The organism is Lentzea sp. NPDC058436 (genome assembly GCF_042721515.1).
Classification (GTDB): domain Bacteria; phylum Actinomycetota; class Actinomycetes; order Mycobacteriales; family Pseudonocardiaceae; genus Lentzea.
In genome coordinates this window covers 52,429-78,521 of sequence record NZ_JBHXLF010000023.1, presented here as the reverse complement: position 1 = coordinate 78,521, position 26,093 = coordinate 52,429, and the positions used below count along the sequence as shown (strand labels likewise).

Here is a 26,093-nt window from a genome sequence, read left to right as displayed (position 1 = left end):
GCCCTCATGGTGCTTCAGCACCCACGAATCGGGAAAGGATCAACCGTAGGGTCATCACCTGTTCGGTCGCGTCGAAGTCGGGGTCGATCAGCCTGCCGAACAGGCCGTCGACCAGCGCCTGCACCCAGGTCGCGGCGTTCGTCGCGCTCACCGGGAGGCTGATCTGGCTCGCGTCGTGCGCCTGCTGGAGCAACGTCGCCAGCTCGTCGCGCACGGTCTGCTCGTTGCGGCCGACCAGGTCCCACAGCTCCTGGTCGCGGCTCGCCTGCGCGACGACCTCCAGCACCAGGCCCGCCACCGCCCGGTCGAGCGCCGGCTCGCAGAGGTGGCCGACCACCAGCCCGACGCCGTCCCACGGGCTCAGCTCGCGGGCCTTCGCGAACATGGCCGCGTTGTCCTCGGCGTCCTGCACGAAGATCTCGCGGAAGATCGCCCGCTTGGTGGGGAAGTAGTGGAAGAGGCTGCCGGTGCTGATGTCCGCGGCCCTGCAGATCTCCGCGACGGTCGTGCGCTCGAAGCCCTTCTGGGCGAACAGACCCGCCGCGGTGTCGGTGATGTGCCGCTTCTTCTCCGCGTGCTTGACCGGGTCTACCGTTCGCACCTGTAGTACTGCCTCTTCTTCTCGTCCCGCACGGAGACGCCGCGTTTGCGGATCTCCCGCGCCAATTCTGCGGCCTCCGCGTTCTCGTACTTCGCGATGGCCTTCCGGCGGGCCGTGAACAGCGCGTTCACGTCCGACGGCAGCTCCGGCGCGTGCTCGACCCACATCCGGAAGTCCTGCGCGAACGGGTCCTCGGCGCGCCACCGGTAGCCCTGCTCGGTGAACGCCCGTTCGAGCTTCGCCCTGCTCAGGTCCGAGGTCTCACGGGCCAGTTCGGTGCCGTTGGGCGCGAGCAGCACGAGCTGCTTGCCGTCCGCGAACGCCGACTCGACCTCGTCGCGGCCGAAGCCGAACGTCCTGTCGTCCTTGTGCAGCGTGATCCGCGCGTGGTCGACCTCGACCGACAGCATCTCGCTGGCCCAGAACAGCGCGAACACGAAGCCCGCGACCGCACCGATCGCGAGGGCGGCGAGCGTGACCCACGGCTCCGGCACGTCCGTGGCCAGCTCGAACACACCTTGGAACGGGAACCACTTCAGCGTCGTGATCCACCCGGCCGCCAGCTTGAGCCCCCACACCGCGGCGGCGCCGGCGACCGGGCACGCGACCCAGATGCCGTACCGGACCGCCGCGGTCTCCTGCACAGTCGTCATGCGCCCAATACTAGACCGAGCGCTCGGTTTATTCTGGGTTACGGCAGGTAGAAGGTCAGCAGATCGCTCGTGACCGGCGGAAACAGCCTGGTCATCAGCTCGGCCTTCGGTCCGGGGTAGACGTCGGAGAAGATCCGGCGCAGGCCGTCGATGCCGTGCGGGCCGAACAGCAGCGGTGCCAGCAGGTCGGGGGCGATTCCCGCGCCTCCCACCGAGCCGGGGCCGAGCAGCGTGCCACCCCACTCGTACGGGCCGACCCGCTCGCCGTCCCAGTGGAAGCGGACGTGCGTGCGGTAGAAGCCGAGCACCACGTCGGTGGGTTCGTGGCCCCGCAGGCGCTGGGTGAAGACCGGCCGCAGGTGTTCGAGAAGCCTCGGGACGTCCGGGATGCGCACCATGTACTGGTCCAGATCCGCGGCGCGGTCCGCCAGGTGCGCCTCCAGCAGCGGGTGGCGTTCGCCGACCTGGGCCGGGTTCACCAGTGCCACCAACGCCCTGACCGCGTCGTCGTCCACACCGGCGATCTCGCCGAGGCCGACGTCGCCCTCTTCCTCCGGCGTGCTGCGGCCGGTGGCGACCGGCACGCCGTCGCGCTCGACGACCCACGTGACCGAGCCGGTGCGGCGCAGGAGCCAGCGCCAACACGGCGTGGTGTGGCCCATCCGCAGGTCCGCGCCGCGCTGGGCGTCGTCCTGCAGGCGTGCCAGCACGGGGACGTCGGCGTCGGTCGCCCGCCGGATGGTGTGTCCCGCAACGGCTTGCGGGGTCGTGACCAGCTTGCGGGTCTGCTTGACCGGGATCGAGTAGGCGTAGCCGAACTGGCGGTAGAAGTACGGCACGCCCATCACGAACTGGAGCAGGTGGCCGCGTTCGGCCGACCTGTCGTTCGCCCAGTCCATGAGCTGCCGCACCAGGCCTCTGCCCTCGTACTCGGCGTCGGTGGCGACCTGCTCGATCTGGCCGGCGGGGATGTCGAGACCCGCGAGCGTCACCGTCTCGTCCATCAGGGTGAGGGTGGAGACGATCCGGTCGCCGTCGGCCGCGACCCCGACCCAGTCGCAGCCCGCGTCCGGGTCGGTCATCAGCAGGCGGGCGTCGACGCCGTCACTCGGGTCGAGACGGGAGACGATCAGCTTCTCGACCTGGTCCAGGTCTTCCGGGCGCGAGGTGCGAATGTCCACGGCCGGAGTGTTTCCAGGACGGTGGTTGTCCGCAAACGGATTTACCGTCGTCCGCATGGACTGGAACAAGCAGTTGACGGACCAGCTCGAGTTCCACTGGAACATCGCGGCGCGGCCGCGGCTCGAAGGCCTGACGGACGCGGAGTACCTCTGGGAGCCCGTGGCCGACACGTGGACCGTCCGGGAGAACTCGATCGACTGGCAGTACCCGCCGCCTTCCCCTGCGCCGGTCACCACGATCGCCTGGCGGTTGGCGCACGTCACCGTCGGTGTGTTCGCCCAGCGGTCCGCGTCGCACTTCGGTGGTCCGCCGGCCGACTACGCGACCTGGCCGTTCGCCCTGAGTGCCGACGAGGCCCTGAAGCAGCTGGACGACGCGTACGAGACGTGGATGGCCGGCGCGCGCACGGCGGACCTCTCGAAGGCGGTCGGTCCGGCGGAGGGACCGTTCGCGGCGGAGCCGATGGCCACCCTGGTGCTGCACATCAACCGCGAGGTGATCCACCACCTCGCGGAGGTCGCCCTGCTCCGCGACCTCTACCTCAGGGAGAGTTAGTTTCCAGAAAGTGCCTACTTTCTAGAAGTTGGCGCTAACTGCAAGATGGTCCCATCGCGAACTTCGAGAGGGATCATCATGCGAGTCATCACGCAGAAGACCGTCGGCGACCCGTCCGTGCTGGAGGTCGCCGAGGTCGCGACGCCCGTGGCCGGACCGGGTGAGGTGCTGGTCGAGGTGGGTGCGGCGGGCGTGAACCCGGTCGACACCTACGTCCGCGGCGGCGGGTTCCCCGCGCTCGGCGAGCCGCCGTTCACGCTGGGCTGGGACGTCGCGGGCACGGTCGTGCACGACGGCGAGGGGTTCGCCGCGGGCGACGAGGTCTTCGGGCTGCTGGACTTCCCCGGCACGGGTGGCGGCTACGCCGAGTACGCCGTTCTCAAGGCCTCCAGCCTGGTGAAACGGCCGTCCTGGCTGACCGTCGAGCAGGCAGGCGCGGTCCCGATGGCGGCGCTGACGGCGTGGCAGGCGCTCGTCGGCCGCGGTGGGGTCACCGCCGGTCAGCGCGTGCTGGTCCACGCCGCCGCCGGTGGTGTCGGGCACTTCGCCGTGCAGATCGCCAAGGCGCGCGGTGCGCACGTGATCGGCACGGCCTCGGCGGCCAAGCACGACTTCCTGCGCTCGCTGGGTGTCGATGAAGTGATCGACTACCGCCACCAGGACTTCACCGAGATCGAGCCGGTCGACGTCGTGCTGGACACCATCGGCGGCGAGTACGCGGAGCGTTCCGCGCGTGTCATCAAGCAGGGTGGTGTGCTCGTGTCGATCATTCCCGGCAACCCGGCTTTTGACGTTGACCGAGCTTCCGCGCTCGGAATCCGGTTCGAGCTGGTGCTGTCCGTGGTCGCGTCCGGCGCGGACCTCGCGGCGTTGCCGCAGCTCAAGGTGCAGATCGACCACGCGGTGCCGCTCGCGGACGTCGCGAAGGCGCACGAGCTCGTCGCGTCCGGCCGCACCACGGGCAAGGTCGTCCTGGTGCCGTGACCCCTCGTTAACCATTCGTTGACCATGTACACCGATCGTGTGCGAAACATCCACTCGATCGGGGAGTGCTCATGGCACGGTGGAGTCCACTTGCGTTAGTTGTCGCTCTGTTGGCGGTGGTCGGCCTGTACGGGCCGACCACCGCTGTTGCAGCAGCTCCGCTCACTGTCGCCCAGGCGATCAGTCAGCAGAACGGGTCGGCGGCGACGGTCCGCGGTTACGTCGTCGGTCAGCCCACGGCTACGACGACCGTCATACGTTCGGGTTATCCGAACGACTACGCGCTCGCACTGGCGGACGCGGCGTCCACGACCAGCACGTCGAACATGGTCTACGTGCAGATCCCGTCGTCGTTCCGCTCGGCGTGGGGCATGAAGTCGAACCCGTCGCTGCTGGGCAAGCAGATCGACGTGACGGGCTCCTTGGGCGCGTACTTCTCGCACGCCGGTCTGACCTCGTCCACGGCGTTCGCGTTTGCCGGCACCACGCCACCCATCACCACGACGACGACCTCGCCTCCACCCGGTGGTGGTGACGACTACTACGCGGCGGCCAACGGCAAGACCGGCGCGGCGTTGAAGTCGGCCCTGAACGGCATCATCCGCAACCAGACCAAGCTGAGCTACGACCAGGTCTGGGATGCGCTGACGGCCACGGACCAGGACCCGGCCAACGCGAACAACGTCAAGCTGCTCTACAGCGGCATCTCACTGCCGAAGACCTCGAACGGTGGCGGCGGCGACCAGTGGAACCGCGAACACGTCTGGGCCAAGTCGCACGGTGACTTCGGCACGGCCACCGGTCCCGGCACCGACGTCCACCACCTGCGGCCCGAGGACGTCTCGGTCAACGCCGCCCGCGGCAACCTGGACTTCGACAACGGCGGCTCGCCCGTCAACCAGGCGCCGGGCAGCCTCGCCGACGGTGACTCGTTCGAGCCGCGTGACGCGGTGAAGGGCGACGTCGCGCGCATGATCTTCTACATGGCCGTGCGCTACGAGGGCAACGACGGCTACGTGAACCTGGAGATCAACAACTCGGTGTCCAACGGCTCGCAGCCCTACATCGGCAAGCTCTCGGTCCTCAAGCAGTGGAGCCAGCAGGACCCGCCGGACGCGTTCGAGCGCAACCGCAACCAGGTGATCTTCGACCGGTTCCAGCACAACCGGAACCCGTTCATCGACCACCCGGAGTGGGTCGCCTCTATCTGGCCGTGAGTCGGTCGAGGAAGGGGCGTTGCGCGGAGACGATCTTCGCGCTCGCCTCTTCCACGCCGAACCACTGCACGCGGTCGACCTCGGGGAACGTCTTGCGCTGCCCCGACTTCGGCGGCCACTCCATCTCGAACGTGCCGGGCGTGACGGCCTCCGGGTCGAGGTCGCCTTCGAGCGCCCAGACCGTGATGACCTTGCCCGACCCCTTGGCCTCGCCGAGCTCGATGAGCTCGCCCTCGGGCACCGGCAGCCCGAGCTCCTCCTCGAACTCGCGGCGCGCGGCCTGTTCCGGCGTCTCGTCCTCGGTGTACTCGCCCTTCGGCACGGACCACGCGCCGGCGTCCTTGCGGGCCCAGAACGGGCCGCCCATGTGCCCCAGCAGCACCTCGAGCTGGGTGGTTCGTCTGAAGAGCAGGATCCCGGCAGACCGTTTCATACTGTCCAGCATGGCGGACTGGGTCCTGCACGTGGACCTCGACCAGTTCATCGCGGCGGTCGAGGTGCTGCGCGACCCGTCGTTGCGCGGCAAGCCCGTGGTCGTGGGCGGCAACGGCGACCCGACCGAACGCGCGGTCGTGGCCACGGCGTCCTACGAGGCGCGCGAGTTCGGCGTGCGCTCGGGCCTGCCGCTGCGGACCGCGTTCAAGAAGCTCCCGGACGCCGTCTACCTGCCCGTCGACCACGCGCTGTACGAGGCGGCGTCGGCGGACGTGATGGCCGTGCTGCGCTCGTTCCCCGTGGTCGTCGAGGTGATGGGCTGGGACGAGGCGTTCGTCGGCGTGTCGGTGGACGATCCCTTCGCGTTCGCGCGGTCGGTGCAGGCGGAGGTGCTGTCGGCCACCGGCCTGCACTGCTCGGTCGGCATCGGCGACAACAAGCTGCGCGCCAAGATCGCGACCGAGTTCGGCAAGCCCGCCGGCGTCTTCCAGCTCACGCGGGACAACTGGGTCGAGGTGATGGGGCACCGGCCGACGTCCGCGCTGTGGGGCATCGGGTCGAAGACCGAGAAGAAGCTCGCCGAGCTGGGCCTCGTGACCGTGACCGACCTGGCGTCCGCGTCCGCCGACGTGCTGGCCGCGCGCTTCGGCCCGCGGATGGGCCCGTACTTCCGTTCTGTCGCTCTCGGCGCGGGGGACACGGTCGTCAGCGCGACGCCGTGGGTCGTGAAGTCCCGCTCGCACGAGAAGACGTTCCAGCAGGACCTCGCGTCGCTGGAGGACATCCGCCGCGAGGTCGTGGCGCTGGCCCACCAGGTGGCTCTGGACGTCGTGGCCGAGGGACGCCCGGCCGTGCGCGTGGGCGTGAAGGTGCGGTTCGTACCGTTCTTCACGAAGGTGCGCCTGATGAAGCTGCCTGCGCCGACGTCCTCCGCCGACGACCTGGCGGCCGCGGCCCTGGTCGTGCTGGACCGCTTCGAACACGGCCGGGCCGTACGTCTTCTTGGAGTACGCGCGGAATTCTCTGACGATTCTGTCGAACCGAAGGCTTCTTCTTCGACGTATCTGTAAGTAGAGGATTCACCGCTAGGAGAAGAAGATGACCGACTCATCGCTGACACACCGCGACCGCGCCGTTCTCAGAGCAGTGGCCGACGGCCGTTGTGAGATCGCCGGAAGTTCGCTGCTCGTCGACGGCCTGTGCTGCGCCGACCAGTTCGTCGGCCTGCGCCTGCGCACTGCGGGCCTGATCAGCACCCGTCCCGGCCCCGCGGCACTGACCACGGCGGGCTACGAGATCCTCGCAGCCTGACGCTTGCGGAAAACCGACATCAGGTACTTGTTCGAGAACCGATAGCCACCGTCTGGGGTTCGGAACGGTTCAACGGCGGCCCTGATTTTTTCCACGACTTTCTCCTCCCCCTCGTTCTCGATGATGCGCTGATAGCTGCCCACGCTCAGGAAGCTGCGCAGCATCGTGGCCTCGTCGGCGTGAACCTGGGGAATGTCGATCGTGAGTTCTTCGTCCGGCTCGGGCAGCCGCGCACCCCGGCGCCCGCCAAGCCCGCGCACGACCCGGCCGACCGTGAGCAGATCGCTCTTCTGTTCGGGATGCCACTGGCACACGACCACGTGGTCCCTGCTGACCCGCACGGCCTCCGCGAACGCCTCGTCGGGGTCGTCGGCGAAGAACAGCGCGTTGAACGCCGTCACGACGTCGAAGGTGCCGTCCTGCCAGGGCAACGGTCCCAGCGGCAGCTCGTGGAACTCGGCGCTGCTCGCCTTCCTCGCCACCGCGATCATGGCCGCCGAGATGTCGATCCCGGTGGCCTTCGCACCTGCTTCCGTTGCGAGGGCGCAGAACTCACCACTGCCGCACGCCAGGTCGAGCACCGTCGTGCCTCGGGTGATCCCAGTGCGTTCGATCGCGGCCTGCCAGGCGGGCAGGGACATCGTCGCGCCGAGCACCGCCCGTTCGGCGGCCTTGCGCCCCCACAACTCGCCTTCGCTCATGGCTGCGACCCTAATCCGTTGGCGGGCCCGTGGATCATGGCAGGCATGGGTGTACTGGCGCGGGTGCTGCGGTCGGTGGGCGGCGAGGAGGTGCTGGACCGGCTAGCGGGCCTGTCCGGCAGCGACCTGACGAGCTTCCTGCTCGCGTTGACGCGGCGACGCGCCCAGGCGTTGTCCGGGCCGGATGTGCTGCGGCAGTACCGCTCCGACCGTTTCGTGGCACCTTCCGCGGTGCCGTTCTTGACGTTGCGCGCGGCCGAGGACCGCCTGCTGGCAGCGCTACCGCCGTCGTTCTCCGTGCTGGGCCTCGCTCCCGTAGCGCCCCTCGGCACGTGTTCCGCCGTTGCTCTGATGGACCAGAACAACGTCGTGTCGACCGTGCGCGGCACCGAGGTCGCGGCAGACCCGACGAACGCGCTGGCGCTGGAAGCCGCTCTGCTGCGGCAATCCGGCCCGGACGACGTGCGTCTCGCCGCAGTGCAGCGCGTGGTGCGGGCGCAGATGTTCAGCGGTGCCGGTCGTTTCGCGCACTTCTCGCTCTTCGCGGCGGTGTCCGCCGGTCGTGACCGCGGCTCGCTTGCCTTTGAGCGCGAGCACTTCGCTGAGCACGTGGCGTTCCTGCGTTCCGCCTGTGGGGATGTCGAGTTCCGCGTGACGGTGCTGGATCCGCGGTTCGAGGTGGTGCGCGGGGACCTGGCCGCTGACCCTTTGCGGGAGACCGGGTACTACAAGGGCTTGTGTTTCAAGGTGTTCCGCGACGGGGTGGAGATCGGGGACGGCGGGTTCGTCGACTGGACCGCGCGGTTGACAGGTAACCGCAAGGAGCGCCTGCTGATCAGTGGCATCGGGGTCGATCGGTTCGCCACGCTCTGATTCCACGCGATGGGAACAGGTTCTACTAGGCGACCTCTGGCGGTAGATCGATCAACTTTCTGGATCTACGCTCAAGTGTGGCCTTGTCGGGTCGGGGACCTTGCCGGGAGGGCGACCATGGCGGCGGAGCTCATGTGGAAGCGCAGCTCGTACAGCAGTAGCGGTGGTACCACGGATTGTGTTGAGTGCGCTGGCGATGGCCGCGCGCTGTGGCTGAGGGACTCGAAGGACCGCGGTGGTCAGCGGCTCGAGGTCTCCCCGGCCGGCTGGCGCGCGTTCCTCCTCCTCGTTCGTTCGTGATTCAGCCGAACGAGCGACGCCCTCCACTCTGATGGAGTCCGCCGATTTGATCTGCGAGGCTTCTTTCTGCGATCTTTCTCCTTGAAATTGGTCAATTGGTGGTCAACCATTGTGGAGACCCTCCAATTGAGGGCTACCATTCTGCTACCTAGCAGATTGAGGAGAGTCGCAGTGCCCCGCAAGGATAGTCCCGTCGTGCTGCAGAAGCGCCTGCTGGCCGAGTTGAAGCAGACGCGGGACGAGCTCGGCCTCAGTCAACAGACCGTTGCCGATGCCATGGACTGGTCTGTTTCGAAACTGATCAGGATCGAAAAGGGGGAGAACAAGATCTCTGTCACCGACGTGCAGGCGCTCCTCTTCCACTACGGGGTGCGTGACAACGACCGGGTCGCTGAACTGGTGGGGATGACCAGGGCGATCCGGCAGTCGAAGTCGGCCTGGATGGAGAAGTACCGAGGCTCGTTCAGCGAGCAGTTCGCGAAGTTCGTCGAGCTGGAGACCGCTGCCGTCCGCATTCGGCAGAGCCAGCTCAACGTTGTCTCCGGGCTGCTGCAGACGCCGGACTACGCGCACGCGCTGGTCAAGAGCTACGGCAACCCGGACACCGTCGTCGAACGAGGTGTGGAGATCAGGATGCACCGCCAGGCGGTGCTGGACCCGGACGGTCCCGACATCTCCATCATCCTCGACGAGTCCGTGCTGCACCGCGTCATCGGCAACGAGGGCGTGCTGCGCCGGCAGTTGCTGCGGATCAGGGAGGTCGCGGCGCTGGACCACGTGGCCGTCCAGATCCTGCCGTTCGCCGCGGGCATCCACCCGGCGATGAAGGGGTCGTTCTCGATCCTGGAGTTCTCCGAGGGGGAGGAGGACTTCGCTCTGCTGCTCGAACATCCCGGCCGCGACGAGCTGATGACGTCCGGTCCGGAGCTCAAGGAGTTCCTGAACTACTTCATCCAGCTGGAGGACTTCGCGCTTCCGGCAGAGGAGACGTCCAAGGTGATCGACCGACGACTCAAGGAGCTAGGAGGCGCCTGAACCGCAATGGCCGGGCGGGTGGCTGCGCCAACAGCCACCCGTCCGATGGCACACCACAACCGAACCCCAGTCCAATGAGGCGAGGCGATGTCGCCGTAGGCAAGCCTATGACGTTCGTGCCCAGATGAGTGCCGCCATCCAGGTCCCGTTCGGGTGATGTCCTCGCCGCACCGGTCTTCGACCGGGGCGCGACCATGCCCGCAGGAGGCGCACCATGAGCAATGACACCAGAACTCGCACCCACCCCCTCGTAGCTCATCACGGGAGAGGTCGCTGCGATGGCCATATTCGTTAGCTACAGCAGTAGCGATGGAGGCCCGGCCGCGTCCGCGGTGGTGGGAGCGTTGCGTGCCCGCGGGTTCGACGTGGTCTGGGACGGCGATCTGCCGGACGTCCGCCCACTGTCCATTCCGGCCTGGATGGAGACCTCCGTCCGGGACTGCGTGGTCGTGGTGATCGTGTCGGACGACTACGTCAAAGCGTTGGAGTCCAACGGCTTCATGGAGCGCAGGGGAGTGCGCTACGAGGCGGGGCTGGTGCGGCAGAAGATCTACCACCATCGCGGTGCCAACGGCGTCGCGGTGGTGCCGGTGGTGCCGCCGGACGCCGACGCGAACGCGCTGCCGGCCGTCCTGCAGCAGTTGGTGATCCACCGGTTCGACCCCGGCACGTTGGACGGTGCGGAGGAACTGGTGCGCGGCCTGGGCGCGCTCGAGGTGGGGAACGGGGGTGAAGTGATGGTGGTGGAACAAGGTGTGCAGGGGAGCCGTGTGATGCTGGCGGCCCTGGAGGCGCATCCACCGTCGTCGGCGCTGGCCTACCGGCTGGCGCGGGACCTGGTGGAGCAGGGGGAGGGTGATCTTGAGATCGCCAGGGCGTTCGACTCGGTCGTAGGCGTGGCGAAGGCCCACGGTGACGTCGGGCTGGTCAGCCGGCTGTCGCAGGTGTGCCTGAAGACCATGTCGTCGACGTTGCCGTTGAAGGGCGAGGAGTCCCTGATGGCGAAGGTCCTCGTCTCGGGGAAGGCGTGGCACCTGTTGCGGGAGCACCGTTTCAGCCAGGCGGCGTCGGTGGCCGAGGAGGGGACGCAGATCGCGCACAAGTACCGCGACCTGTTCACGGCCGCCCGCGGTCAGCGCGTGCACGCACGGGTCTACCTGCACATGGCGATGGAGGCGCTGCCGTACGACCGCGACTTCTACCTGCGCAGAGGTGAGCACCTGCTGATCCTCGCGACGGCGCAGTTCCGTTCCCTGTGCGGGCAGACCAGCGAGGAGGTCGGGGTGTGCGCCTCGCTGCACGCGGAGAAGCAGTTGCTGCTGTACGAGATGACGGGCGACCGGGACCACCTGGCGACCGCGTGGGAGAGCGCGGGAGTGGCCGAGGGCCTGCTGACGCCGGGCACCGAGCGGTACCACTGGGTCAGCGTCCTGCTGGCGCGGCTCTGCCTCACGGCGCGGAAGTACAACGAGGGAAAGGAGTTCGTCTCCGGCGTCATCGACACCGCGGACTACCCCGAGGTGGTCGCCAGGTCCCGGCAGGTCCGAGCCGACCTGCTCCTGGCCACCCGCGAGAAGTCCGAGGCGTTGCGGGACCTCCTCGACGCCGAGAAGCAGTTCCGCGGCCTCGGCTGCGACTACGCGGCGGCCACCTGCTGGTGGTCGATCGCGAGGATCGACTCGACGAAGCTCGTCGGCTTCCGCCTGAGCACCGCCGACGTGCTGCGGCTGGAGGACCTCGCGCCGGACCCGCGTGAGCGGCGGCTGGCCGTGCTCGAGCACGAACGGCGCGCGGCGAGACGACCCAACCGGCGGTGCGTGCCGGACTGGGCCTGTCTCGTCGACCGCGTGCAGCACGTCTGAGCGGTGGGCGCGGCCGTTGTGCGACGGCCGCGCCTCAGCCCTCGGCGTAGCGGTCACCTTCTCCGACTGGGCCGAGATGTGGCGTGACATGTCGTCCGAGAAACGCCGAACGGGTGACGAGGTTGATCAGCGTTCCCTCGTGCTGCTATCTCTCCGGCTGAAGCTGTCTATTGGTTGACAACACTGTTCGACGCGTCGGCTGCACGTAGCTCCATCCACCGGCGTTGTCGGCCGACGGAGCCCCGACCACACGACGCGCGGGGATGTCGCTGATGACCCGTAACCGGAGGCACACCGTGCTCGATGCTGATCCACCCAGTTCCCCGGCTCTGGACCTGATACGCCCTGAGCCTGTCGGTCCGCCGTTGTTCGTCAGCTACAGCACGAGCGATGGAGGGTTTCGGAACGGGCAGTGTTGGTCGTCGCGTCGCCGGACTACGTGAAGGCACTGGGATCCGACGATGTGACGGACCATCTCGGTGTCCGCTACGAAGCCGGTCTCGTGCGTCAGAAGATCTACGACCACTCCGGAGCCGACGGATGCACCGTTCTGCCGATCGTGCCGCCAGGAACCGACCTGAAGACGTTGTCACTCCTGCTGCGCTCACTGGTGATCCACCGGTTCGACCCGCACACTCTCAGCGGCGTCGAGGAACTCGTCCAGAGCCTTCGCCACTAGCTGTGACGACTGAGCGGTCCTCGTGGCGAGCCGTACCCGAGTTGTACTTGCTCGCCACGGGACAAGGCGTCCGCGAGGGTCAGCCCTGGGCGTAGCGCTGGGCCAGTTCCCGTTCCCTGTCCTCCGGCCACGGGCAGCGGATCTCGCCCTGCGTGGCCGCGAAGAACAGTTCCATGTGGACGTGCCACGCGGCGAGCGCTTCGGGGCCGTGGGCGTTCTCCTGCACGAGCGTGACCGTGGTGCCCTGCAACGGCACGTGCTCGAACTCCCAGCGCACCTTGCCCTTCGGCTCGCCGTCCTGGAGCCACTCGTACTCCAGCAGGGCCGGTGCCTCGGACCTCGTGACCTCACCCGGCGTGATGCCGGGATGCGCGGCACGGGCCGGCACGCCGGAGTCGCCCTCGGTGAGGAGCTTCCAGACGTCGTCCAGCGGCGTCCACACCAGGTCGCGTTCGAAGCGCACGCCGCCGGGTTCGTCGGTGCCCTCGTCCAGGCCGAAGTGCCGGACGTAGTGCTCGATGCGCGACAGCCATTCCGTCGGTGGCTCGAACTTCGTGCCGTCGGCGTGGGCGATCAGCGCGTCCAGGCAGGTGGTCCAGCCGGGGGCGTCGCGGCCCACGGAGAGCTTGTTCGTGACGACGGCGGTGAAGACCAGCACGCAACCGTCCTCGCGCGGGAGGATCTCGAAGCGGAGCACGTCGTTGAGCCAGCGGAAGGCGAAGACCTTGGGCGGATCGGACTCGATCAGTTCGCCCTCGCCGCCGTCCGCGTCCACCGGCGCCTCGTCCGGGAACGTGAAGCGCATCTTCTGGCCGTCGATCTCGACCTCGGCCGGGAACCAGTGCTTCATCTCGGCGGGATCGGTGACGACCCGCCAGACCTTCTCCGGCGAGTGCCGCAGCACGCGTTCGAAGCGCAGCACGGGCTTGCCCTCGATCATCCGCAGTTCGGCGTCCACGGGTTCAGTCCCCTTCGATCTCGTCGAGTCGTCGTTCCAGTGCGTCGAGGCTCTTCTCCCACATCGTGCGGTAGGGCGCGAGCCAGGCGTCGATCTCCGCCAGCGGTCCCGGTGACACGCGGTACCAGCGCTTCTGGGCGTCGGTGCGCACCTCGACCAGTCCTGCTTGGCGCAACACCTTGAGGTGTTTCGAGACGGTCGGCTGGGCGAGCGTCAGCCGGTCGACGAGGTCGCCGACTGGCCGCTCGCGTTCCCGCAGCAGGTCGAGGATCTCCCGGCGACTCGGATCAGCCAGCACCGCGAAGGTAGATGCCATGACGGCAATATAGCTCGATCGGCATATGTCCGCTACATGGGAAACGCGTTGGGCGCCGGCCGGGTGCCGGTTAGCGTGCGGATCATGCAGCTTCCCGTGGCCAGTTCCCCGGTGCGCGACCTGCTCGCGCTGACCTCCCGCCCCGAGGTGATCTCGTTCGCCGGCGGCCTGCCCGCCCCCGAACTGTTCGACCTGGAGGGTGTGCGCGCCGCCTACGACCTGGCCCTGCAAGATCCCTCGGTGCTGCAATACGCGCCCACGGAAGGAAATCCGGACCTGCGCGCGCTGGTCTCCGAGCGCCTGACGGGACTGGGACTGCCCACGCCGGACGTCCTGATCACCACGGGCTCCCAGCAGGCGCTGGCTCTCGTGGCCACCGCGATGCTCGGACCGGGCGCCGTCGTGGCGGTCGAGGAACCGACGTACCTGGCCGCGCTGCAGTGCTTCCGCATGACCGGCGCCCGCATCGTGCCCGTCGCGAGCGACGCCGACGGCCTGGTCCCGTCGTCGCTGCGGTCGGTGGTGGCCGCGGAGAAGCCCGACCTGCTCTACCTGGTGCCGACGTTCGCCAATCCCACCGGCCGCACCCTCTCCGCCTCGCGCCGCGTCGAGATCGCGGAGATCGCCGCGACTCACGGCCTGTGGATCGTGGAGGACGACCCCTACGGCGAACTCCGCTACCGCGGCACCCCTGTCCCGTCGCTCGCGTCCCTCAGTGACAGGACCATCTACCTGGGCAGCTTCTCCAAGATCGGCGCGCCAGGCATGCGCCTGGGCTGGCTGCGAGCCCCGGCGGACCTGCTGCGGGGACTGACGATCGTGAAGCAGGCCGCTGACCTCCACACGTCCACAGTGGACCAGGCTGCCGCCGCGAACTACCTGGCGCACAACGACCTCGACGCCCACATCGCCCGCCTGCGCGTCGAGTACGGCGCCCGCCGCGACGCGATGATCGCCGCGCTGCCCGCCACCGTGCCGTCGGGCACGACGTGGAGCGACCCGGACGGCGGGATGTTCGTGTGGCTGCGGCTGCCCGGTTCCGCGGACAGCGCCGAGCTGCTCAAGGAGGCGTTGCGGCACGACGTGGCGTTTGTGCCCGGTGCGGCTTTCTTCGCGACCACGCCGGACCACGCGACGTTCCGGATGTCGTTCACCACCAACGCGGTGGAGGAGATCCGCGAGGGCATGGCCCGCCTCGCCAAGGTGCTGCTGTGAGCTTGCTGGACGACGAGACGTTGTGGAGCTCGTCGGTCGTCGCGAACTGCGAGATGAACTGCGAGCGCGGCCTGGCGCGCGGTGGGTGGACCTGGTGGACCACCACGTGCCGCCGCGTCCGGCTGCTGGTCCGCGCCGACGGCACCCCGCTCGGCCGCGTGCTGACGAAAGCGTTGCGCGACAACGGATTCAACTACGACAGCCGCAGGCGTCTCGTCAGCTGGGAAGGAGACGCGCTGCCGCGGTTGCCCTTCGCGTATCTGGGCGCCGACGACCGGGTCGGCCCGAACTACACGGGCCAGCCCGCGGTCCACTCGTGCTACGAGCCGCTGTGACGCCCGGAGGTCGATCCCGCCGGCCCGTCAGCTGAAGAGCTCCAGCGCGTCCTGGTGGTACTCGCACCGCCCGCCGCCTGTCGCGACCGTGCAGGGCGTGCCCTTCTTCGTGACGGCACCGCACTGCAACGCCGGGTCGTGCACGTGACACAGGCCGTTGGCACCCGCCGTGATGGGGCAAGGCGTGCCCTTCTTCGTCGGCGCGCCGCACGGTTCGCCGCTGAGCTCGCGCGGCTGCTTGGGCTTGACCGCCTTCTTCGGCTTCGAGCCGGGTTGTTCCGCCTTCCGCCCCGTCACCTCCTCGACCCCGCGCACGGCGAGGCGGTCGGCGCGCTCGTTCTCCGGGTGGCCCGCGTGGCCCTTGACCCAGTGCCACTCCACCTCGTGCCGGTCGGCTGCTTCTTCGAGGCGGCGCCACAGGTCGGAGTTCTTGACCGGCTCACGGGCCTTGGTGAGCCAGCCGTTCGTCTTCCAGCCGTGCACCCACGAGGTGATGCCGTTACGGACGTAGGTGCTGTCCGTGTAGAGCTTCACGGTGGACGGGCGCGTGAGGCTCTCCAACGCCACGATGGGCGCCATCAGTTCCATGCGGTTGTTCGTCGTCGGGCCGATGTCACCGCCGTACATGTCCTTCTCATGCTCGCCGTAGCGCAGCACGGCACCCCAGCCACCCGGACCGGGATTGGGGCTGCACGCACCGTCGGTGTAGATCTCGACCTCCATGCGTCATGAGGCTACCGACGAGGTCCGACAGCCCTGCGTTGACGGTTGTTGGCGATGATCTGGCGGAACATCTCGACGAGCGCCGGCGCGTTGATCGGCTGGTCGCGGTACACGGAGATCATGCGCGCGGTCTTGTTGCCGTGGCCGCTCGTGATGATGCCGTGCGGGTCCGGCACGGCCGCCTTGTCGTAGAGCATCACGTTCACGTGGTCCTTGGTGCCGAGCAACGCGCAGACGTTGCCGTCGAGCACGAAGTACGGCCGGTTGGTGAACTTGATCGTCTCCTCGACGTCCGGATCGGCCTCGTGCACGAGCCTGCGCACCTCGCGGCAGATGTCCTGCTGCCACTCCGGCAGCCCGGCGATGTAGTCGTCGATACGTGTGTCCATAGCCCTATGTCGCAGCCTCTCGCCGTTTCTCGACATCATGCCCGTGAAGAAAGACGCGGACGCCCGCCGCGATGTCGTCGTCGTCCGGACGCGTGCCGCTGATGGAGGGATCACCGGTCATCGTGAGCAGCATCAGGTGCACGGCCGCGCGTGCCGGGTCCTGGAAGCCGAGCTTGCCGAGTTCGTCCGCGAGCGCCTTCACCACCTTGCGCGGCCCGGTCTCCTGCCACGCCTCGATCGCCTCGGCAGGGATGTGCGTGAGCTCGGCGTTGATCTGCCGGACGAGCGCGAAGTGCGTGGCGTGACCGCGTTCGGCGCTCATGGCCCTGCCGAACGCCGTCAGGTCCTTCTCCAGGTTCGTGACCTTGTGGAAGTACCGCTCGATGATCGCGATCTGGTCCCGCGCCGCCTCGTCCGCGCTGGCCTGGATGACGTTGCGGAAGAGGTCGGCCTTGTCCGCGAAGTGGTTGTACAGCGTGCGCGTCGACACCTCCGCCTCCTTCGCGATGGCGTCGATGCTCGCCCGCGAATAGCCGTCGCGTGAGAACACGTCCAACGCCCCGCGCAGGATCGCCTGCCGCTTGTCCGGTCGCATCGGACCAGCTTAGTACAACGGCCGTTGCACTAAGTACTACGGTCGTTGTACTTTGGCGTTCATGCGCATCGCAGTGATCTTGGGAAGCACCCGCCCCGGCCGCCGTTCCGAGGCGGTGGGTCAGTGGGTCGTGGACGTCGCGAACGCCCGGACCGACGCGTCGTTCGAGCTCATCGACCTGGCGGAGGTGAACCTGCCGTTCCTCGACGAGCCCGTTCCCGCCATCGTCGGCGAATACGCCCACGCCCACACGCGAGAGTGGGCGGCACGCATCGCGCCGTACGACGGCTTCGTGTTCATCACGCCCGAGTACAACCACTCGTTCCCGGCCGTGCTGAAGAACGCGCTCGACTACCTCTACGCGGAGTGGAACGACAAGGCGGCCGGCTTCGTGTCGTTGGGTGGCCACGGCGGCCTGCGCGCCGTGGAGCACCTACGGCTGGTGCTGGCGGAACTGAAGGTCGCCACCGTGCGCTCTCAGGTCGCGTTCGCGCGCGGTGACCTGCAGGACGGGTTGCGGCAGGACGAGGAGCTCAACGCCATGCTCGACGAGCTGGTGGCGTGGGCGTCGGCGCTGCGGTCGGTGCGCGCGGTGGCCGCCTAGTTGAGGCGGTCGGGTTCGTCGCGGATCGGCGGGACGACCTCCATGACGTGTCTGAGCACGTCGATCGGCAGGTCGGCTCCGAAGACCGGCATGTACTCGCTGTAGATCTCCACGGCGCTCCCGTCCTCCGCGTAGAGGTCGGGGTGCGGGCCGAGGTTGAAGAACGTCATGCCGTCGCGGTGGTGCACCACTTCGACCTGGGTGTCGGGCGGGAACCGGACCAGCACGGTGTTGCCCGGGAGGAGCGTGTACTGGTTGGCCCACGGCTCGAAGCACAACCAGAGCGACTGCTGTTCCGCACGCACGAGGAGGTTCATGGCGGCCAGGGTGCAACCTCCACCGCACTGGAGGTCAACAGCGCCGCGGCCACCAGATCGGCTTCGCGCCCGTGCCGCGCCACGGCCTGCAGCCCGACCGGCAGTCCCTCCGAGTCGAACCCGGCGGGGATGCTGATCGCCGGGTGCCCGCTGAGGTTGAACGCCCAGGTCAACGCCGTGTTGATCCGCGCTCCCGGACCGTCGTGGCCGTGCGGTGGACCGGGCGTCGTGGGGGTGAGCAGCAGGTCGGCGCTCTCGAACAACGAGTCCAGCACGGGATTGCGCCTGCAACGGCCTGCGTACCAGTCGGCCGCGGGATCTTCGAGCCGGAGAGGGACAGGGCGTGGGCGCAGGGGAGCGGCCGCCCGCCAGGCGATCTCCGCCTGCTCGTCGTCGACCGCGGCGAAACCCAGGTCCGTCGACCAGACGGCGGTGGGAGAGCGGGATTCCTCGACGCCGAGGTAGGTCGCGAGCAGCTCGGGGTCGCGGGTCAAGACGCCGACCGCGGCCCGTTCGGTGGAGGTGGTCTTCAGACCGAACACGCCGCACCACGCGGCCGGGACGCGGATCGACCCCGCGCCGTCGACGCCCGTGGCCAGCGGCACGACACCGGACGCCACCGCGACGGCCGAGCCCGCCGACGAACCGCCCGGCGTGCGGTCGAGGTTCCACGGGTTGCGTGTGAGGCCGCGAGAGTTGCGACCCCACGTCTGCCATGGGGTGCTCTTGTCGGGCGTCGTCGTCAATCCGATCGGTACGCAACCCATGGCCATCAACGCTTCCCGATGGCTTCTGCGTTCGCCGCGCTTCACGGCGATGGGCATGCCGGCGAACGGCAACGAGGGATCGACCGGCGCGAAGGTGTCGAAGACCTCGTGGAACGCGCACAGCACCGGCTCGACCTGCTGGAGCCGCGCCAGTGCCTCGGCGACCGCGTCAGGCATGATCCACCCCGTGAAGTGGACCCGTGCTGTGCACCACCTGGCCGAACTCGCCGAGAAGTGCGGCGAGCTGCCAGCCTCGTTCTTCCGGTTCCAGGTGGTCGAGCTGTGGGTCTTCGGCGACCTGCTCGACGTGCCGCGCGACGTCGACGTCATCGAGGTCGCGCTGGTCACCGACCTGCCGGTGGACGAGGTGCCGTGGATGACCGAGCCGGTCGGCGCCGAGCACTGGGCGAACTCGACGAGGCTGTCGCGCAACCCGTTCGAGGCGCGCTGGCGGTCGAAGGACGCCCCGGTGTGGAACCACCGCGTCGAACGGCCGGCGCTGCTCTGGAGCGCGGCGGACGGCATCAACGAGGAGGCGCTCGTGGCGGTCGGCGACGGCACGGGGGAGCTGGTCAGGATCGCGGCGCCTTCGCCGGACGAGCTGCGGAAGCGGGTCGGGGACGAGTTCGACGTGAGCCTGCGGGCGTTGCGGCGGGCGAACCAGGAGTACACCGACCGGCGGTGGAGTCCCGGCAAGCTCACCCCGCAGTCGGACGCCCTGTGGCGCACGACCACCGGGTACCTGGACCTGCTGGACGCGGTCGGCTGACGCGGAGATCACGGGCGAGATTGAACATCGTCAGCTTGATGTAGCCCCGTGTGCTACGCGGGACTACACTTGGGCGTGTGAAGGTCATCAGTCAGCGGGAGTTCCGCAACCACTCCGCGGCGGTCATGGACGCGGTGGAGGCGGGCGAGACGTATCACGTGACGCGGAACGGGGTCGAGGTCGCCGAACTCCGGCCCTTGCCTCGCCGTCGTCGGCTGACGGCCGAGGAACTCGTCGAACGGCACAGGACCCTGCCCCAGGTCGACCACGTCCGCATGCGTCAGGAAGCCGATGAGTTCTTCGGTGACGAGGACCGTGTGGGCGACCTCGATCCGTGGGAGCGCAGCCGTGGCTGAACGTCCTGAATCCGGGGTGCTCGACACGTGCGCCTACATCGACCTCGGTCTTCTGGATCCGGCAGCACTGCCGGAGGTACCTGAGCTCACCGCGGTCACGATGGCCGAGTTGCACCAGGGTGTGGCGATGGCCAAGGACGCGGCGTCCAGGGCCGCGCGCACCGAGAAGCTCGGCGCGGCGATCGTGGACTTCGAGCCGCTGCCCTTCGACAGTCGAGCAGCGGCCCGATACGGCACGTTGGTCGCGCTCACGATGGCGGCGAACCGGAATCCGAAGCCTCGGCGGATGGATTTGATGATCGCCGCTGTCGCGTCGTCGCGCGGGTTGCCGCTCTACACGCGAAACGCCGAAGACTTCACAGGGCTCGACGAGATGGTCACGATCGTCGAAGTCTGATCACGGACAACGGGGAGCCCGCGTCGTCAGGCTCCCCGTGCGTCTCACGTCACCAGCCGCGCGAACGCCACTCCGCGAGCGACGGGCGCTCCTTGCCGAGGGTCGAGTCGTCGCCGTGACCGGGGTAGAACCACGTGTCGTCGGACAGCACGGCGAACAGCCTGTCCTCCACGTCGTTGATCAGCGACGCGAAGTTGTCCGCGGACGTGGTCTTCCCCACACCCCCCGGAAAGAGTGAATCTCCCGTGAAGAGGTGCGGGTGGCCGTTCGGGTCGTCGTAGAGGACCGCGATCGAGCCTGGGGTGTGGCCGCGCAGGTGGATGATCGACAGCGGGACTTCTCCCACGTTGACGGTGTCTCCGTGCTCCACGAGGACGTCCGGCGGGACCGGGAGGACGGCGGCGTCGAGGGTGTGCGCGACGGTGTTCGAGCCGTTGGCGCCCGCCAGGGAGCCGAGTGCCTGCCAGTGATCGGCGTGCTGGTGCGTGGTCACGATCGTGCGCAGCCTCGGGCGGTCCGGGGCGTGGCCCAGGAGGTCCGAAAGGCGCTCGTGGTCGTTGGCCGCGTCGATGAGCAACGCCTCGTTCGTGGACCGGCAAACCAGCAGGTAGGCGTTGTTGTCCATCGGACCGACGGAGATCTTCGTGATGGTCAGCGCGTCCAGCGTGCGGCGGGCGGCGGGGCCGTCCGGATCGACGTGACCGGTGTAGTTCTCGAGTACGTCCACGGTGGCAGACGGTAGTCGCTCGAAGCGGTGCAACGCACACCTTCAGGTTGCATACAGGTTGCACTCATAGGGTAAGTAAAGGTCAACACCTAGTCGCCGCTTACCCCGAAAGCACCAACGAACAGGTCCCCGCCTCTCGTGATTCCAGCGCAACGACAGAAGCCCCAGACGGTCCGCAGGGTCAGCTGGGACGTCCTCCGCGTCGTCGCCATCGGGTGCGTGTTGCTCCACCACGCCACGCTCACGAGCGTCAGCAGCCACCCCGATCTCGGGCCGCTGCCGTTCACCTTCCCGATGTCGATGGGCGCCAGCACGTTGATGGTCGTCTCCGCTTTCTTCGCCTGTGCCACGCTCAACAGCGGCAGGCCGGGGCAGTTCCTGTGGAGAAGACTCGCCAGACTGCTGCCCGCGTACATGGCGGCGGTGCTGCTCACCTACGCGGTGCAGAGATGGATCGCGCCGGAGGGGTGGAGCCAGCTCGACGGCAGAGACGTCGTCTACAACCTGCTGCTGGTCAACCAGTGGCTGCCGGACGTCAACATCGTCGACTTCGCCTACTGGACGGTGCCGGTGCAGATCGCCGCGTTCATCGCCGGTGCCGCGCTGGTGAAGTTCCTGAGAGGTACGCAGCTGCGGGTCTTCCTGTGGGTGCTCATCGTCACGCCGTTGCTGCTCCGGCCGTTGCTGGACCACTCGCACGCGCTCTTCACGATCTACAACGGGTTCGCGCTGCACAGGGCCCAGTTGTTCGCCGCCGGCATCGCCATCTGGCTGTGGCACAAGGACAGGGTGAAGACGCCGCACCTGGCCGCGCTCCTCGTCGCCACCCTGGTGGCGCAGGCGATTCACACGACCGAGTACGGATCGACGCTCGGCTTCGCCGTGTTGCTGCTCATGGTGTGCGCGGCGGCCGCCGGACCCGACTGGGTGTTCTTCAACTCCGTCGCCAGGCCGGTCACGTGGCTCGCCGGCATCTCGTACGGCGTCTACCTCGTGCACCAGCAGATCGGCACGGTGGTGATGGACCGCATGCACGCCGCAGGGCTGCGGTCCTGGTGGCTCCTCGCCGGGTTCGTCACCTCGGCGCTGGTGCTCGGCTGGGCGATGACGAAGTTCGTCGAACGCCCCGCCTACAAGCTGCTGACTCAGATCCAGTCGGGCAGGTCCGGCAGCTCCCCGCGCAGCTCCGAGCCGTCGGTCCTGCCGGTGAGCCACCCGAGGACGGCTCCGGCCGACCCGCTCACGGAGCTGCGGCTGGCCGGGCCGCTGACCACCCAGCTGCGCTGATCACCGCCGGGCAGGGTCACCTCGATCCCGAAGGGGTCGACCCTGCCCTCGAACTGCTTCACCGCGTCGTCGAGGAACTCCTCCGCGAAGTCGGCGGGCAGGTCGCCGAACCCGACGCCCGCGTCGAGGTCGATGAGGTGGATCCAGATCTCGCGCAGGCGCAGGAACGGCACCGCGGACGCCAGGATCGTCTGCCCCTTGGGGCCGGTGACCTCCGAACGCCACGAGTGCGCGGGGAACTCGCGGCACGCGGCGTCGAACCGCTGGCACGCGGAGTCGAGGTCGGCCTTGATCACCTGCAGCAGCCGGTGGGAACCCTCCTCGATGTCCGCGTCGCGGTCCGCGCGCGAGGCGTAGGCCTGGTGCTCGACCCCTGTTCTCGCCCACGTGAGCAGGTTCACCAGCGCGTCGGCGTTGCGCGCGAGGTGGGTGATGACGTGTCCTCGGGTCCATCCCGGCAGCAGGGTCCGGCCGCGCACGGCGGCCTCGTCCAGCTCCTCGACGACCTCGTAGAGCACGTCCGTCGCCTGGCGCACGGCGGTGATGTGCCGGTCAGGCACTCCTCGCGGTGCGGGCACGGACGTCTGCTCGGTGGACGGCGTGTAGGTCATGTGCTGCCTCTCCCCGACGTTGAGGCTTCTGATCGAAGTGACCAGACTATGGGTAATCCCAGATCAGGGGAATGCGACAACGGCCAGAACCGTTTTTGTCAGGGGTCAGCCCTAGCATGGTCGGCGGGTCGGTCGCAGCCTCCAATCCGATGCTAGTACTCTTCGAACGCTTGTTCGGGAGAGTGTGGCGTGAGTGACCCGCCAATCGCAGCCGAAGGGACCCCAGTGGCAGACCGTCTTGTTGTTCGCGGCGCCCGCGAGCACAACCTGCGCGGCGTCGATCTCGACCTGCCGAGGGACAGCCTGATCGTCTTCACGGGGCTGTCCGGCTCCGGCAAGTCGAGCCTGGCTTTCGACACGATCTTCGCCGAGGGCCAGCGGCGTTACGTCGAGTCGCTCTCCGCGTACGCGCGCCAGTTCCTCGGGCAGATGGACAAGCCCGACGTCGACTTCATCGAGGGCCTCTCACCCGCCGTCTCGATCGACCAGAAGTCCACGAGCCGCAACCCGCGCTCGACCGTCGGCACCATCACCGAGGTCTACGACTACCTGCGCCTGCTCTACGCCCGCGCCGGCAAGCCGCACTGCCCGCAGTGCGGCGAGGCGATCGGCAAGCAGACGCCGCAGGAGATCGTCGACCAGGTGCTCGCCATGGAGCAGGGCACCAAGTTCCAGGTGCTCGCCCCGGTCATCCGCGGCCGCAAGGGCGAGTACGTCGACCTGTTCCAGAACCTGCAGACGCAGGGCTACTCGCGCGTGAAGGTCGACGGTGTCGTCCACGCGCTCGCCGAGGTGCCCAAGCTCAAGAAGCAGGAGAAGCACCACATCGCGGTCGTCATCGACCGCCTGAGCGTCAAGGCCGCGCAGAAGCAGCGCCTCACCGACTCGGTGGAGACGGCGCTGCGGCTCGCCGACGGCCTGGTGGAGCTCGAGTTCGTCGACCTCCCCGAGACCGACCCGAAGCGGATCAGGGGCTTCTCCGAGAACCTCGCGTGCCCCAACGGCCACCCGCTCGCGATCGAGGACCTGGAGCCGCGGTCGTTCTCCTTCAACTCGCCCTACGGCGCGTGCGTGGTCTGCACGGGCATCGGCGTCAAGAAGGAGGTCGACCCGGAGCTCGTGGTCCCGGACGACGAGCTGAGCCTGGCCGACGGAGCCATCGCGCCGTGGGCCGGCGGGCAGACCGCGGAGTACTTCATCCGCCTGCTGCAGTCGCTCGGCGAGACCATCGGCTACCGGATGGACACGCAGTGGCGGCACCTGCCGGCCAAGGTCCAGAAGGCGGTCCTGCACGGCATCGACGAGCAGGTGCACGTCCGCTACAAGAACCGCTACGGCCGTGAGCGCTCCTACTACGCCAACTACGAGGGCGTCATCCCGTTCCTCGAACGGCGCCAGGAGCAGACCGAGTCCGAGTACATGCGGGAGAAGTACGAGGGCTACATGCGCGAGGTCCCGTGCCCCGCGTGTTCGGGTACGCGCCTCAAGCCCGAGATCCTCGCCGTGACGCTGCACCACGGCAAGAAGGGCGACAGGTCCATCGCCGAGGTCTGCGCGATGAGCGTGTCGGAGTGCTCCGACTTCCTCGACGGCCTCAAGCTCGCCAAGCGCGAGTCGATGATCGCGGGCGCGGTCCTCAAGGAGATCCAGGCCCGCCTGCACTTCCTGCTCGACGTCGGTCTCGACTACCTGTCGCTCGACCGCGCGTCCGGCACCCTGTCCGGCGGCGAGGCGCAGCGCATCCGGCTCGCCACGCAGATCGGTTCCGGCCTGGTCGGCGTGCTGTACGTGCTGGACGAGCCGTCGATCGGCCTGCACCAGCGCGACAACCACCGCCTGATCGAGACGCTGACGAGGCTGCGCGACCTGGGCAACACGCTGATCGTCGTCGAGCACGACGAGGACACGATCCGCACGTCCGACTGGGTCGTCGACATCGGCCCCGGCGCGGGCGAGCACGGCGGCAAGGTCGTGCACAGCGGCCCGTACAAGAAGCTGCTGACGAACAAGGAGTCGATCACCGGCGCCTACCTGTCTGGCCGCAAGTCGATCCCGATGCCCGCCAAGCGCCGCAAGATCGACAAGAAGCGCCAGCTCACGGTCGTCGGCGCGCGCGAGCACAACCTGCGCGGCATCGACGTGTCGTTCCCGCTCGGCACGCTCACGTCGGTCACCGGCGTGTCCGGCTCCGGCAAGTCGACGCTGGTCAACGACATCCTGGCCACGGTGCTCGCGAACAAGCTCAACGGCGCGCGCCAGGTCCCCGGCCGCCACACCAGGATCAACGGCCTGGGCGAGGTCGACAAGCTGGTGCGGGTCGACCAGTCGCCGATCGGCCGCACCCCGCGGTCGAACCCGGCCACCTACACCGGCGTGTTCGACCACGTCCGCAAGCTGTTCGCGGCGACGACGGAGGCGAAGGTCCGCGGCTACCAGCCGGGCCGCTTCTCGTTCAACGTCAAGGGCGGCCGCTGCGAGGCGTGCGCGGGCGACGGCACGATCAAGATCGAGATGAACTTCCTCCCGGACGTCTACGTCCCCTGCGAGGTCTGCAAGGGCGCGCGCTACAACCGCGAGACGCTGGAAGTGCACTACAAGGGCAAGACGATCTCCGAGATCCTCGACATGCCGATCGAGGAGGCCGCGACGTTCTTCGAACCGATCAACGCCATCTACCGGCACCTGAAGACGCTGGTCGAGGTCGGTCTGGGCTACGTGCGGCTGGGCCAGCCGGCGCCGACGCTGTCCGGTGGTGAGGCGCAGCGCGTGAAGCTCGCGTCCGAGCTGCAGAAGCGGTCGACCGGCAAGACGGTCTACATCCTCGACGAGCCGACGACGGGTCTGCACTTCGAGGACATCCGCAAGCTGCTGGGCGTGATCAACGGCCTGGTCGACAAGGGCAACACCGTCATCGTGATCGAGCACAACCTCGACGTCATCAAGACGTCCGACTGGATCGTCGACATGGGTCCCGAAGGGGGCTCCGGCGGCGGTATGGTCGTGGCAGAGGGCACACCCGAGCAGATCTCCGCGGTCGAGAAGAGCTACACGGGGCAGTTCCTGCTGCAGGTGCTCGAGAACGAGGAGGTGTCGGCGGCAGGGTGATGATCCCACTCGATGTGCTGGCCCACCGCGAGCGCGTTCTTCAGGCGTCGCGCGGCGAGTCCCTGGAGCATCCCTTCAGCCTCGTGGAGGCGCTCGACTCGTCGGAGCAGGCACTCCGGCGGGTCGCGGCTGTCAGCTGGATGCGAACCTGCGAACGGTTTCCTCGTCTAGCCGACAAGTGAACACGGACGGCCTAGTGGGGCGCTGGAGTTCCACTAGAGCCGTATTACAGCC

The 26,093-nt window shown here is 68.2% G+C and carries 31 protein-coding genes and 2 pseudogenes; 19 read left to right on the top strand and 14 right to left on the bottom strand.

What is annotated here, in order from left to right; genetic code table 11:
- Positions 1-4: 4 nt before the first annotated feature.
- Genes ACFWN2_RS40255 through ACFWN2_RS40245 form a run of 3 tightly spaced genes read right to left on the bottom strand, consistent with a single transcriptional unit; the run spans position 5 to position 2,435 of the window.
- Positions 5-601 (bottom strand): TetR/AcrR family transcriptional regulator, encoded by a 597-nt coding sequence (locus ACFWN2_RS40255; protein ID WP_382435830.1) that lies wholly within the window; start codon positions 599-601, stop codon positions 5-7.
- Positions 589-1,254 carry a hypothetical protein gene (locus ACFWN2_RS40250; protein ID WP_382435829.1) on the bottom strand — a complete coding sequence of 222 codons (666 nt, stop codon included), beginning with the start codon at positions 1,252-1,254 and terminating at the stop codon, positions 589-591. Before ACFWN2_RS40250 ends, ACFWN2_RS40255 begins: the two co-directional genes overlap by 13 nt.
- Positions 1,255-1,292: 38 nt before the next feature.
- A complete protein-coding gene (locus tag ACFWN2_RS40245; protein WP_382435828.1) occupies positions 1,293-2,435 on the bottom strand; it encodes a GNAT family N-acetyltransferase in 1,143 nt (380 codons plus the stop codon).
- A gap of 55 nt (positions 2,436-2,490) precedes the next feature.
- Here ACFWN2_RS40245 and ACFWN2_RS40240 point away from each other — a divergent pair, with 55 nt between their 5' ends.
- From ACFWN2_RS40240 to ACFWN2_RS40230, 3 genes are all read left to right on the top strand, one after another.
- Positions 2,491-2,991, top strand: a complete 501-nt coding sequence (locus tag ACFWN2_RS40240; RefSeq protein WP_382435827.1) for a DinB family protein — start codon at positions 2,491-2,493, stop codon at positions 2,989-2,991.
- Between the two features lie 78 nt (positions 2,992-3,069).
- Positions 3,070-3,975, top strand: a complete 906-nt coding sequence (locus tag ACFWN2_RS40235) for an NADP-dependent oxidoreductase (protein WP_382435826.1) — start codon at positions 3,070-3,072, stop codon at positions 3,973-3,975.
- A 71-nt stretch (positions 3,976-4,046) separates the two neighbouring features.
- Complete coding sequence (locus tag ACFWN2_RS40230; RefSeq protein WP_382435825.1) at positions 4,047-5,192, top strand: endonuclease; 1,146 nt, start codon at positions 4,047-4,049, stop codon at positions 5,190-5,192.
- On the opposite strand, the gene ACFWN2_RS40225 is transcribed toward ACFWN2_RS40230, so the two are convergent.
- Complete coding sequence (locus ACFWN2_RS40225) at positions 5,179-5,625, bottom strand: NUDIX domain-containing protein (protein ID WP_382435824.1); 447 nt, start codon at positions 5,623-5,625, stop codon at positions 5,179-5,181. The genes ACFWN2_RS40230 and ACFWN2_RS40225 overlap by 14 nt on opposite strands.
- A 10-nt stretch (positions 5,626-5,635) precedes the next feature.
- On the opposite strand from ACFWN2_RS40225, the gene ACFWN2_RS40220 reads away from it, so the two are divergent.
- Positions 5,636-6,697: a DNA polymerase IV gene (locus ACFWN2_RS40220; RefSeq protein WP_382435823.1), complete on the top strand. Its 1,062-nt coding sequence runs from the start codon at positions 5,636-5,638 to the stop codon at positions 6,695-6,697.
- 28 nt (positions 6,698-6,725) lie between these two features.
- Positions 6,726-6,938: a hypothetical protein gene (locus tag ACFWN2_RS40215; protein ID WP_382435822.1), complete on the top strand. Its 213-nt coding sequence runs from the start codon at positions 6,726-6,728 to the stop codon at positions 6,936-6,938.
- On the opposite strand, the gene ACFWN2_RS40210 is transcribed toward ACFWN2_RS40215, so the two are convergent.
- Entirely contained in the window at positions 6,917-7,639 is a 723-nt protein-coding gene (locus tag ACFWN2_RS40210) for a class I SAM-dependent methyltransferase (protein ID WP_382435821.1), read from the bottom strand. The genes ACFWN2_RS40215 and ACFWN2_RS40210 overlap by 22 nt on opposite strands.
- 45 nt (positions 7,640-7,684) lie before the next feature.
- Here ACFWN2_RS40210 and ACFWN2_RS40205 point away from each other — a divergent pair, with 45 nt between their 5' ends.
- The 5 genes from ACFWN2_RS40205 to ACFWN2_RS40185 all read left to right on the top strand — a co-directional run bounded on the left by ACFWN2_RS40205 (position 7,685) and on the right by ACFWN2_RS40185 (position 12,388).
- Positions 7,685-8,512, top strand: coding sequence for a hypothetical protein (locus ACFWN2_RS40205; RefSeq protein WP_382435820.1), 828 nt, complete (start codon positions 7,685-7,687; stop codon positions 8,510-8,512).
- A 9-nt stretch (positions 8,513-8,521) separates the two neighbouring features.
- Positions 8,522-8,812, top strand: coding sequence for a DUF397 domain-containing protein (locus tag ACFWN2_RS40200; RefSeq protein ID WP_382435819.1), 291 nt, complete (start codon positions 8,522-8,524; stop codon positions 8,810-8,812).
- A gap of 171 nt (positions 8,813-8,983) precedes the next feature.
- The gene (locus ACFWN2_RS40195; protein ID WP_382435818.1) at positions 8,984-9,847 is read left to right on the top strand and encodes a helix-turn-helix transcriptional regulator; all 864 of its coding nucleotides are present in this window, start codon (positions 8,984-8,986) and stop codon (positions 9,845-9,847) included.
- 278 nt (positions 9,848-10,125) lie between these two features.
- Positions 10,126-11,709 carry a TIR domain-containing protein gene (locus ACFWN2_RS40190; protein WP_382435817.1) on the top strand — a complete coding sequence of 528 codons (1,584 nt, stop codon included), beginning with the start codon at positions 10,126-10,128 and terminating at the stop codon, positions 11,707-11,709.
- Between the two features lie 412 nt (positions 11,710-12,121).
- Complete coding sequence (locus tag ACFWN2_RS40185) at positions 12,122-12,388, top strand: hypothetical protein (protein ID WP_382435816.1); 267 nt, start codon at positions 12,122-12,124, stop codon at positions 12,386-12,388.
- A gap of 79 nt (positions 12,389-12,467) precedes the next feature.
- Here ACFWN2_RS40185 and ACFWN2_RS40180 read toward each other — a convergent pair whose 3' ends face one another.
- Positions 12,468-13,346 (bottom strand): SRPBCC domain-containing protein, encoded by an 879-nt coding sequence (locus tag ACFWN2_RS40180; RefSeq protein WP_382435815.1) that lies wholly within the window; start codon positions 13,344-13,346, stop codon positions 12,468-12,470.
- Positions 13,347-13,350: 4 nt separating this feature from the next.
- Positions 13,351-13,662, bottom strand: a complete 312-nt coding sequence (locus tag ACFWN2_RS40175; protein ID WP_382435814.1) for an ArsR/SmtB family transcription factor — start codon at positions 13,660-13,662, stop codon at positions 13,351-13,353.
- Between the two features lie 84 nt (positions 13,663-13,746).
- Here ACFWN2_RS40175 and ACFWN2_RS40170 point away from each other — a divergent pair, with 84 nt between their 5' ends.
- Both ACFWN2_RS40170 and ACFWN2_RS40165 read left to right on the top strand, forming a co-directional pair.
- The gene (locus tag ACFWN2_RS40170) at positions 13,747-14,877 is read left to right on the top strand and encodes a PLP-dependent aminotransferase family protein (protein ID WP_382435813.1); all 1,131 of its coding nucleotides are present in this window, start codon (positions 13,747-13,749) and stop codon (positions 14,875-14,877) included.
- Positions 14,874-15,212, top strand: a complete 339-nt coding sequence (locus ACFWN2_RS40165) for a hypothetical protein (protein ID WP_382435812.1) — start codon at positions 14,874-14,876, stop codon at positions 15,210-15,212. The genes ACFWN2_RS40170 and ACFWN2_RS40165 overlap by 4 nt, the downstream gene beginning before the upstream one ends.
- A gap of 285 nt (positions 15,213-15,497) precedes the next feature.
- Here the strand turns inward: ACFWN2_RS40165 and rnhA are convergent.
- The 3 genes and pseudogenes from rnhA to ACFWN2_RS40150 all read right to left on the bottom strand — a co-directional run.
- Positions 15,498-15,935 (bottom strand): annotated as a pseudogene (gene rnhA / locus ACFWN2_RS40160) (ribonuclease HI); the annotation flags it as partial.
- A gap of 11 nt (positions 15,936-15,946) precedes the next feature.
- The gene (locus ACFWN2_RS40155; protein ID WP_382435811.1) at positions 15,947-16,324 is read right to left on the bottom strand and encodes a DUF1801 domain-containing protein; all 378 of its coding nucleotides are present in this window, start codon (positions 16,322-16,324) and stop codon (positions 15,947-15,949) included.
- A 4-nt stretch (positions 16,325-16,328) separates the two neighbouring features.
- Positions 16,329-16,919 carry a TetR/AcrR family transcriptional regulator gene (locus ACFWN2_RS40150; RefSeq protein WP_382435810.1) on the bottom strand — a complete coding sequence of 197 codons (591 nt, stop codon included), beginning with the start codon at positions 16,917-16,919 and terminating at the stop codon, positions 16,329-16,331.
- A gap of 61 nt (positions 16,920-16,980) precedes the next feature.
- Between ACFWN2_RS40150 and ACFWN2_RS40145 the strand changes: the two genes are divergently transcribed.
- Positions 16,981-17,523 carry an NADPH-dependent FMN reductase gene (locus ACFWN2_RS40145; protein ID WP_382435809.1) on the top strand — a complete coding sequence of 181 codons (543 nt, stop codon included), beginning with the start codon at positions 16,981-16,983 and terminating at the stop codon, positions 17,521-17,523.
- Here ACFWN2_RS40145 and ACFWN2_RS40140 read toward each other — a convergent pair.
- Positions 17,520-17,840 carry a hypothetical protein gene (locus ACFWN2_RS40140; protein ID WP_382435808.1) on the bottom strand — a complete coding sequence of 107 codons (321 nt, stop codon included), beginning with the start codon at positions 17,838-17,840 and terminating at the stop codon, positions 17,520-17,522. The two genes, ACFWN2_RS40145 and ACFWN2_RS40140, sit on opposite strands and share 4 nt — an antisense overlap.
- Positions 17,837-18,784 (bottom strand): amidase, encoded by a 948-nt coding sequence (locus ACFWN2_RS40135; protein ID WP_382435807.1) that lies wholly within the window; start codon positions 18,782-18,784, stop codon positions 17,837-17,839. The genes ACFWN2_RS40140 and ACFWN2_RS40135 overlap by 4 nt, the downstream gene beginning before the upstream one ends.
- Before the next feature lie 10 nt (positions 18,785-18,794).
- Here ACFWN2_RS40135 and ACFWN2_RS40130 point away from each other — a divergent pair, with 10 nt between their 5' ends.
- The 3 genes from ACFWN2_RS40130 to ACFWN2_RS40120 all read left to right on the top strand — a co-directional run bounded on the left by ACFWN2_RS40130 (position 18,795) and on the right by ACFWN2_RS40120 (position 20,129).
- The gene (locus tag ACFWN2_RS40130; protein WP_382435806.1) at positions 18,795-19,376 is read left to right on the top strand and encodes a hypothetical protein; all 582 of its coding nucleotides are present in this window, start codon (positions 18,795-18,797) and stop codon (positions 19,374-19,376) included.
- 77 nt (positions 19,377-19,453) lie between these two features.
- Positions 19,454-19,732, top strand: a complete 279-nt coding sequence (locus ACFWN2_RS40125) for a type II toxin-antitoxin system Phd/YefM family antitoxin (protein ID WP_382435805.1) — start codon at positions 19,454-19,456, stop codon at positions 19,730-19,732.
- Positions 19,725-20,129: a type II toxin-antitoxin system VapC family toxin gene (locus ACFWN2_RS40120; RefSeq protein WP_382435804.1), complete on the top strand. Its 405-nt coding sequence runs from the start codon at positions 19,725-19,727 to the stop codon at positions 20,127-20,129. Before ACFWN2_RS40125 ends, ACFWN2_RS40120 begins: the two co-directional genes overlap by 8 nt.
- Positions 20,130-20,178: 49 nt before the next feature.
- On the opposite strand, the gene ACFWN2_RS40115 is transcribed toward ACFWN2_RS40120, so the two are convergent.
- Complete coding sequence (locus tag ACFWN2_RS40115) at positions 20,179-20,856, bottom strand: MBL fold metallo-hydrolase (protein WP_382435803.1); 678 nt, start codon at positions 20,854-20,856, stop codon at positions 20,179-20,181.
- A 138-nt stretch (positions 20,857-20,994) separates the two neighbouring features.
- On the opposite strand from ACFWN2_RS40115, the pseudogene ACFWN2_RS40110 reads away from it, so the two are divergent.
- Positions 20,995-21,954: pseudogene (locus tag ACFWN2_RS40110) on the top strand (acyltransferase family protein); the annotation flags it as partial.
- Positions 21,955-22,001: 47 nt separating this feature from the next.
- On the opposite strand, the gene ACFWN2_RS40105 reads toward ACFWN2_RS40110, so the two are convergent.
- Positions 22,002-22,754 carry a maleylpyruvate isomerase family mycothiol-dependent enzyme gene (locus ACFWN2_RS40105; RefSeq protein WP_382435802.1) on the bottom strand — a complete coding sequence of 251 codons (753 nt, stop codon included), beginning with the start codon at positions 22,752-22,754 and terminating at the stop codon, positions 22,002-22,004.
- A 225-nt stretch (positions 22,755-22,979) separates the two neighbouring features.
- On the opposite strand from ACFWN2_RS40105, the gene uvrA reads away from it, so the two are divergent.
- Together uvrA and ACFWN2_RS40095 are read left to right on the top strand one after the other, a co-directional pair.
- Entirely contained in the window at positions 22,980-25,859 is a 2,880-nt protein-coding gene (gene uvrA, locus ACFWN2_RS40100) for an excinuclease ABC subunit UvrA (RefSeq protein WP_382435801.1), read from the top strand.
- Complete coding sequence (locus ACFWN2_RS40095; RefSeq protein WP_382435800.1) at positions 25,859-26,041, top strand: hypothetical protein; 183 nt, start codon at positions 25,859-25,861, stop codon at positions 26,039-26,041. Before uvrA ends, ACFWN2_RS40095 begins: the two co-directional genes overlap by 1 nt.
- The last annotated feature ends 52 nt before the right edge of the window (positions 26,042-26,093 follow it).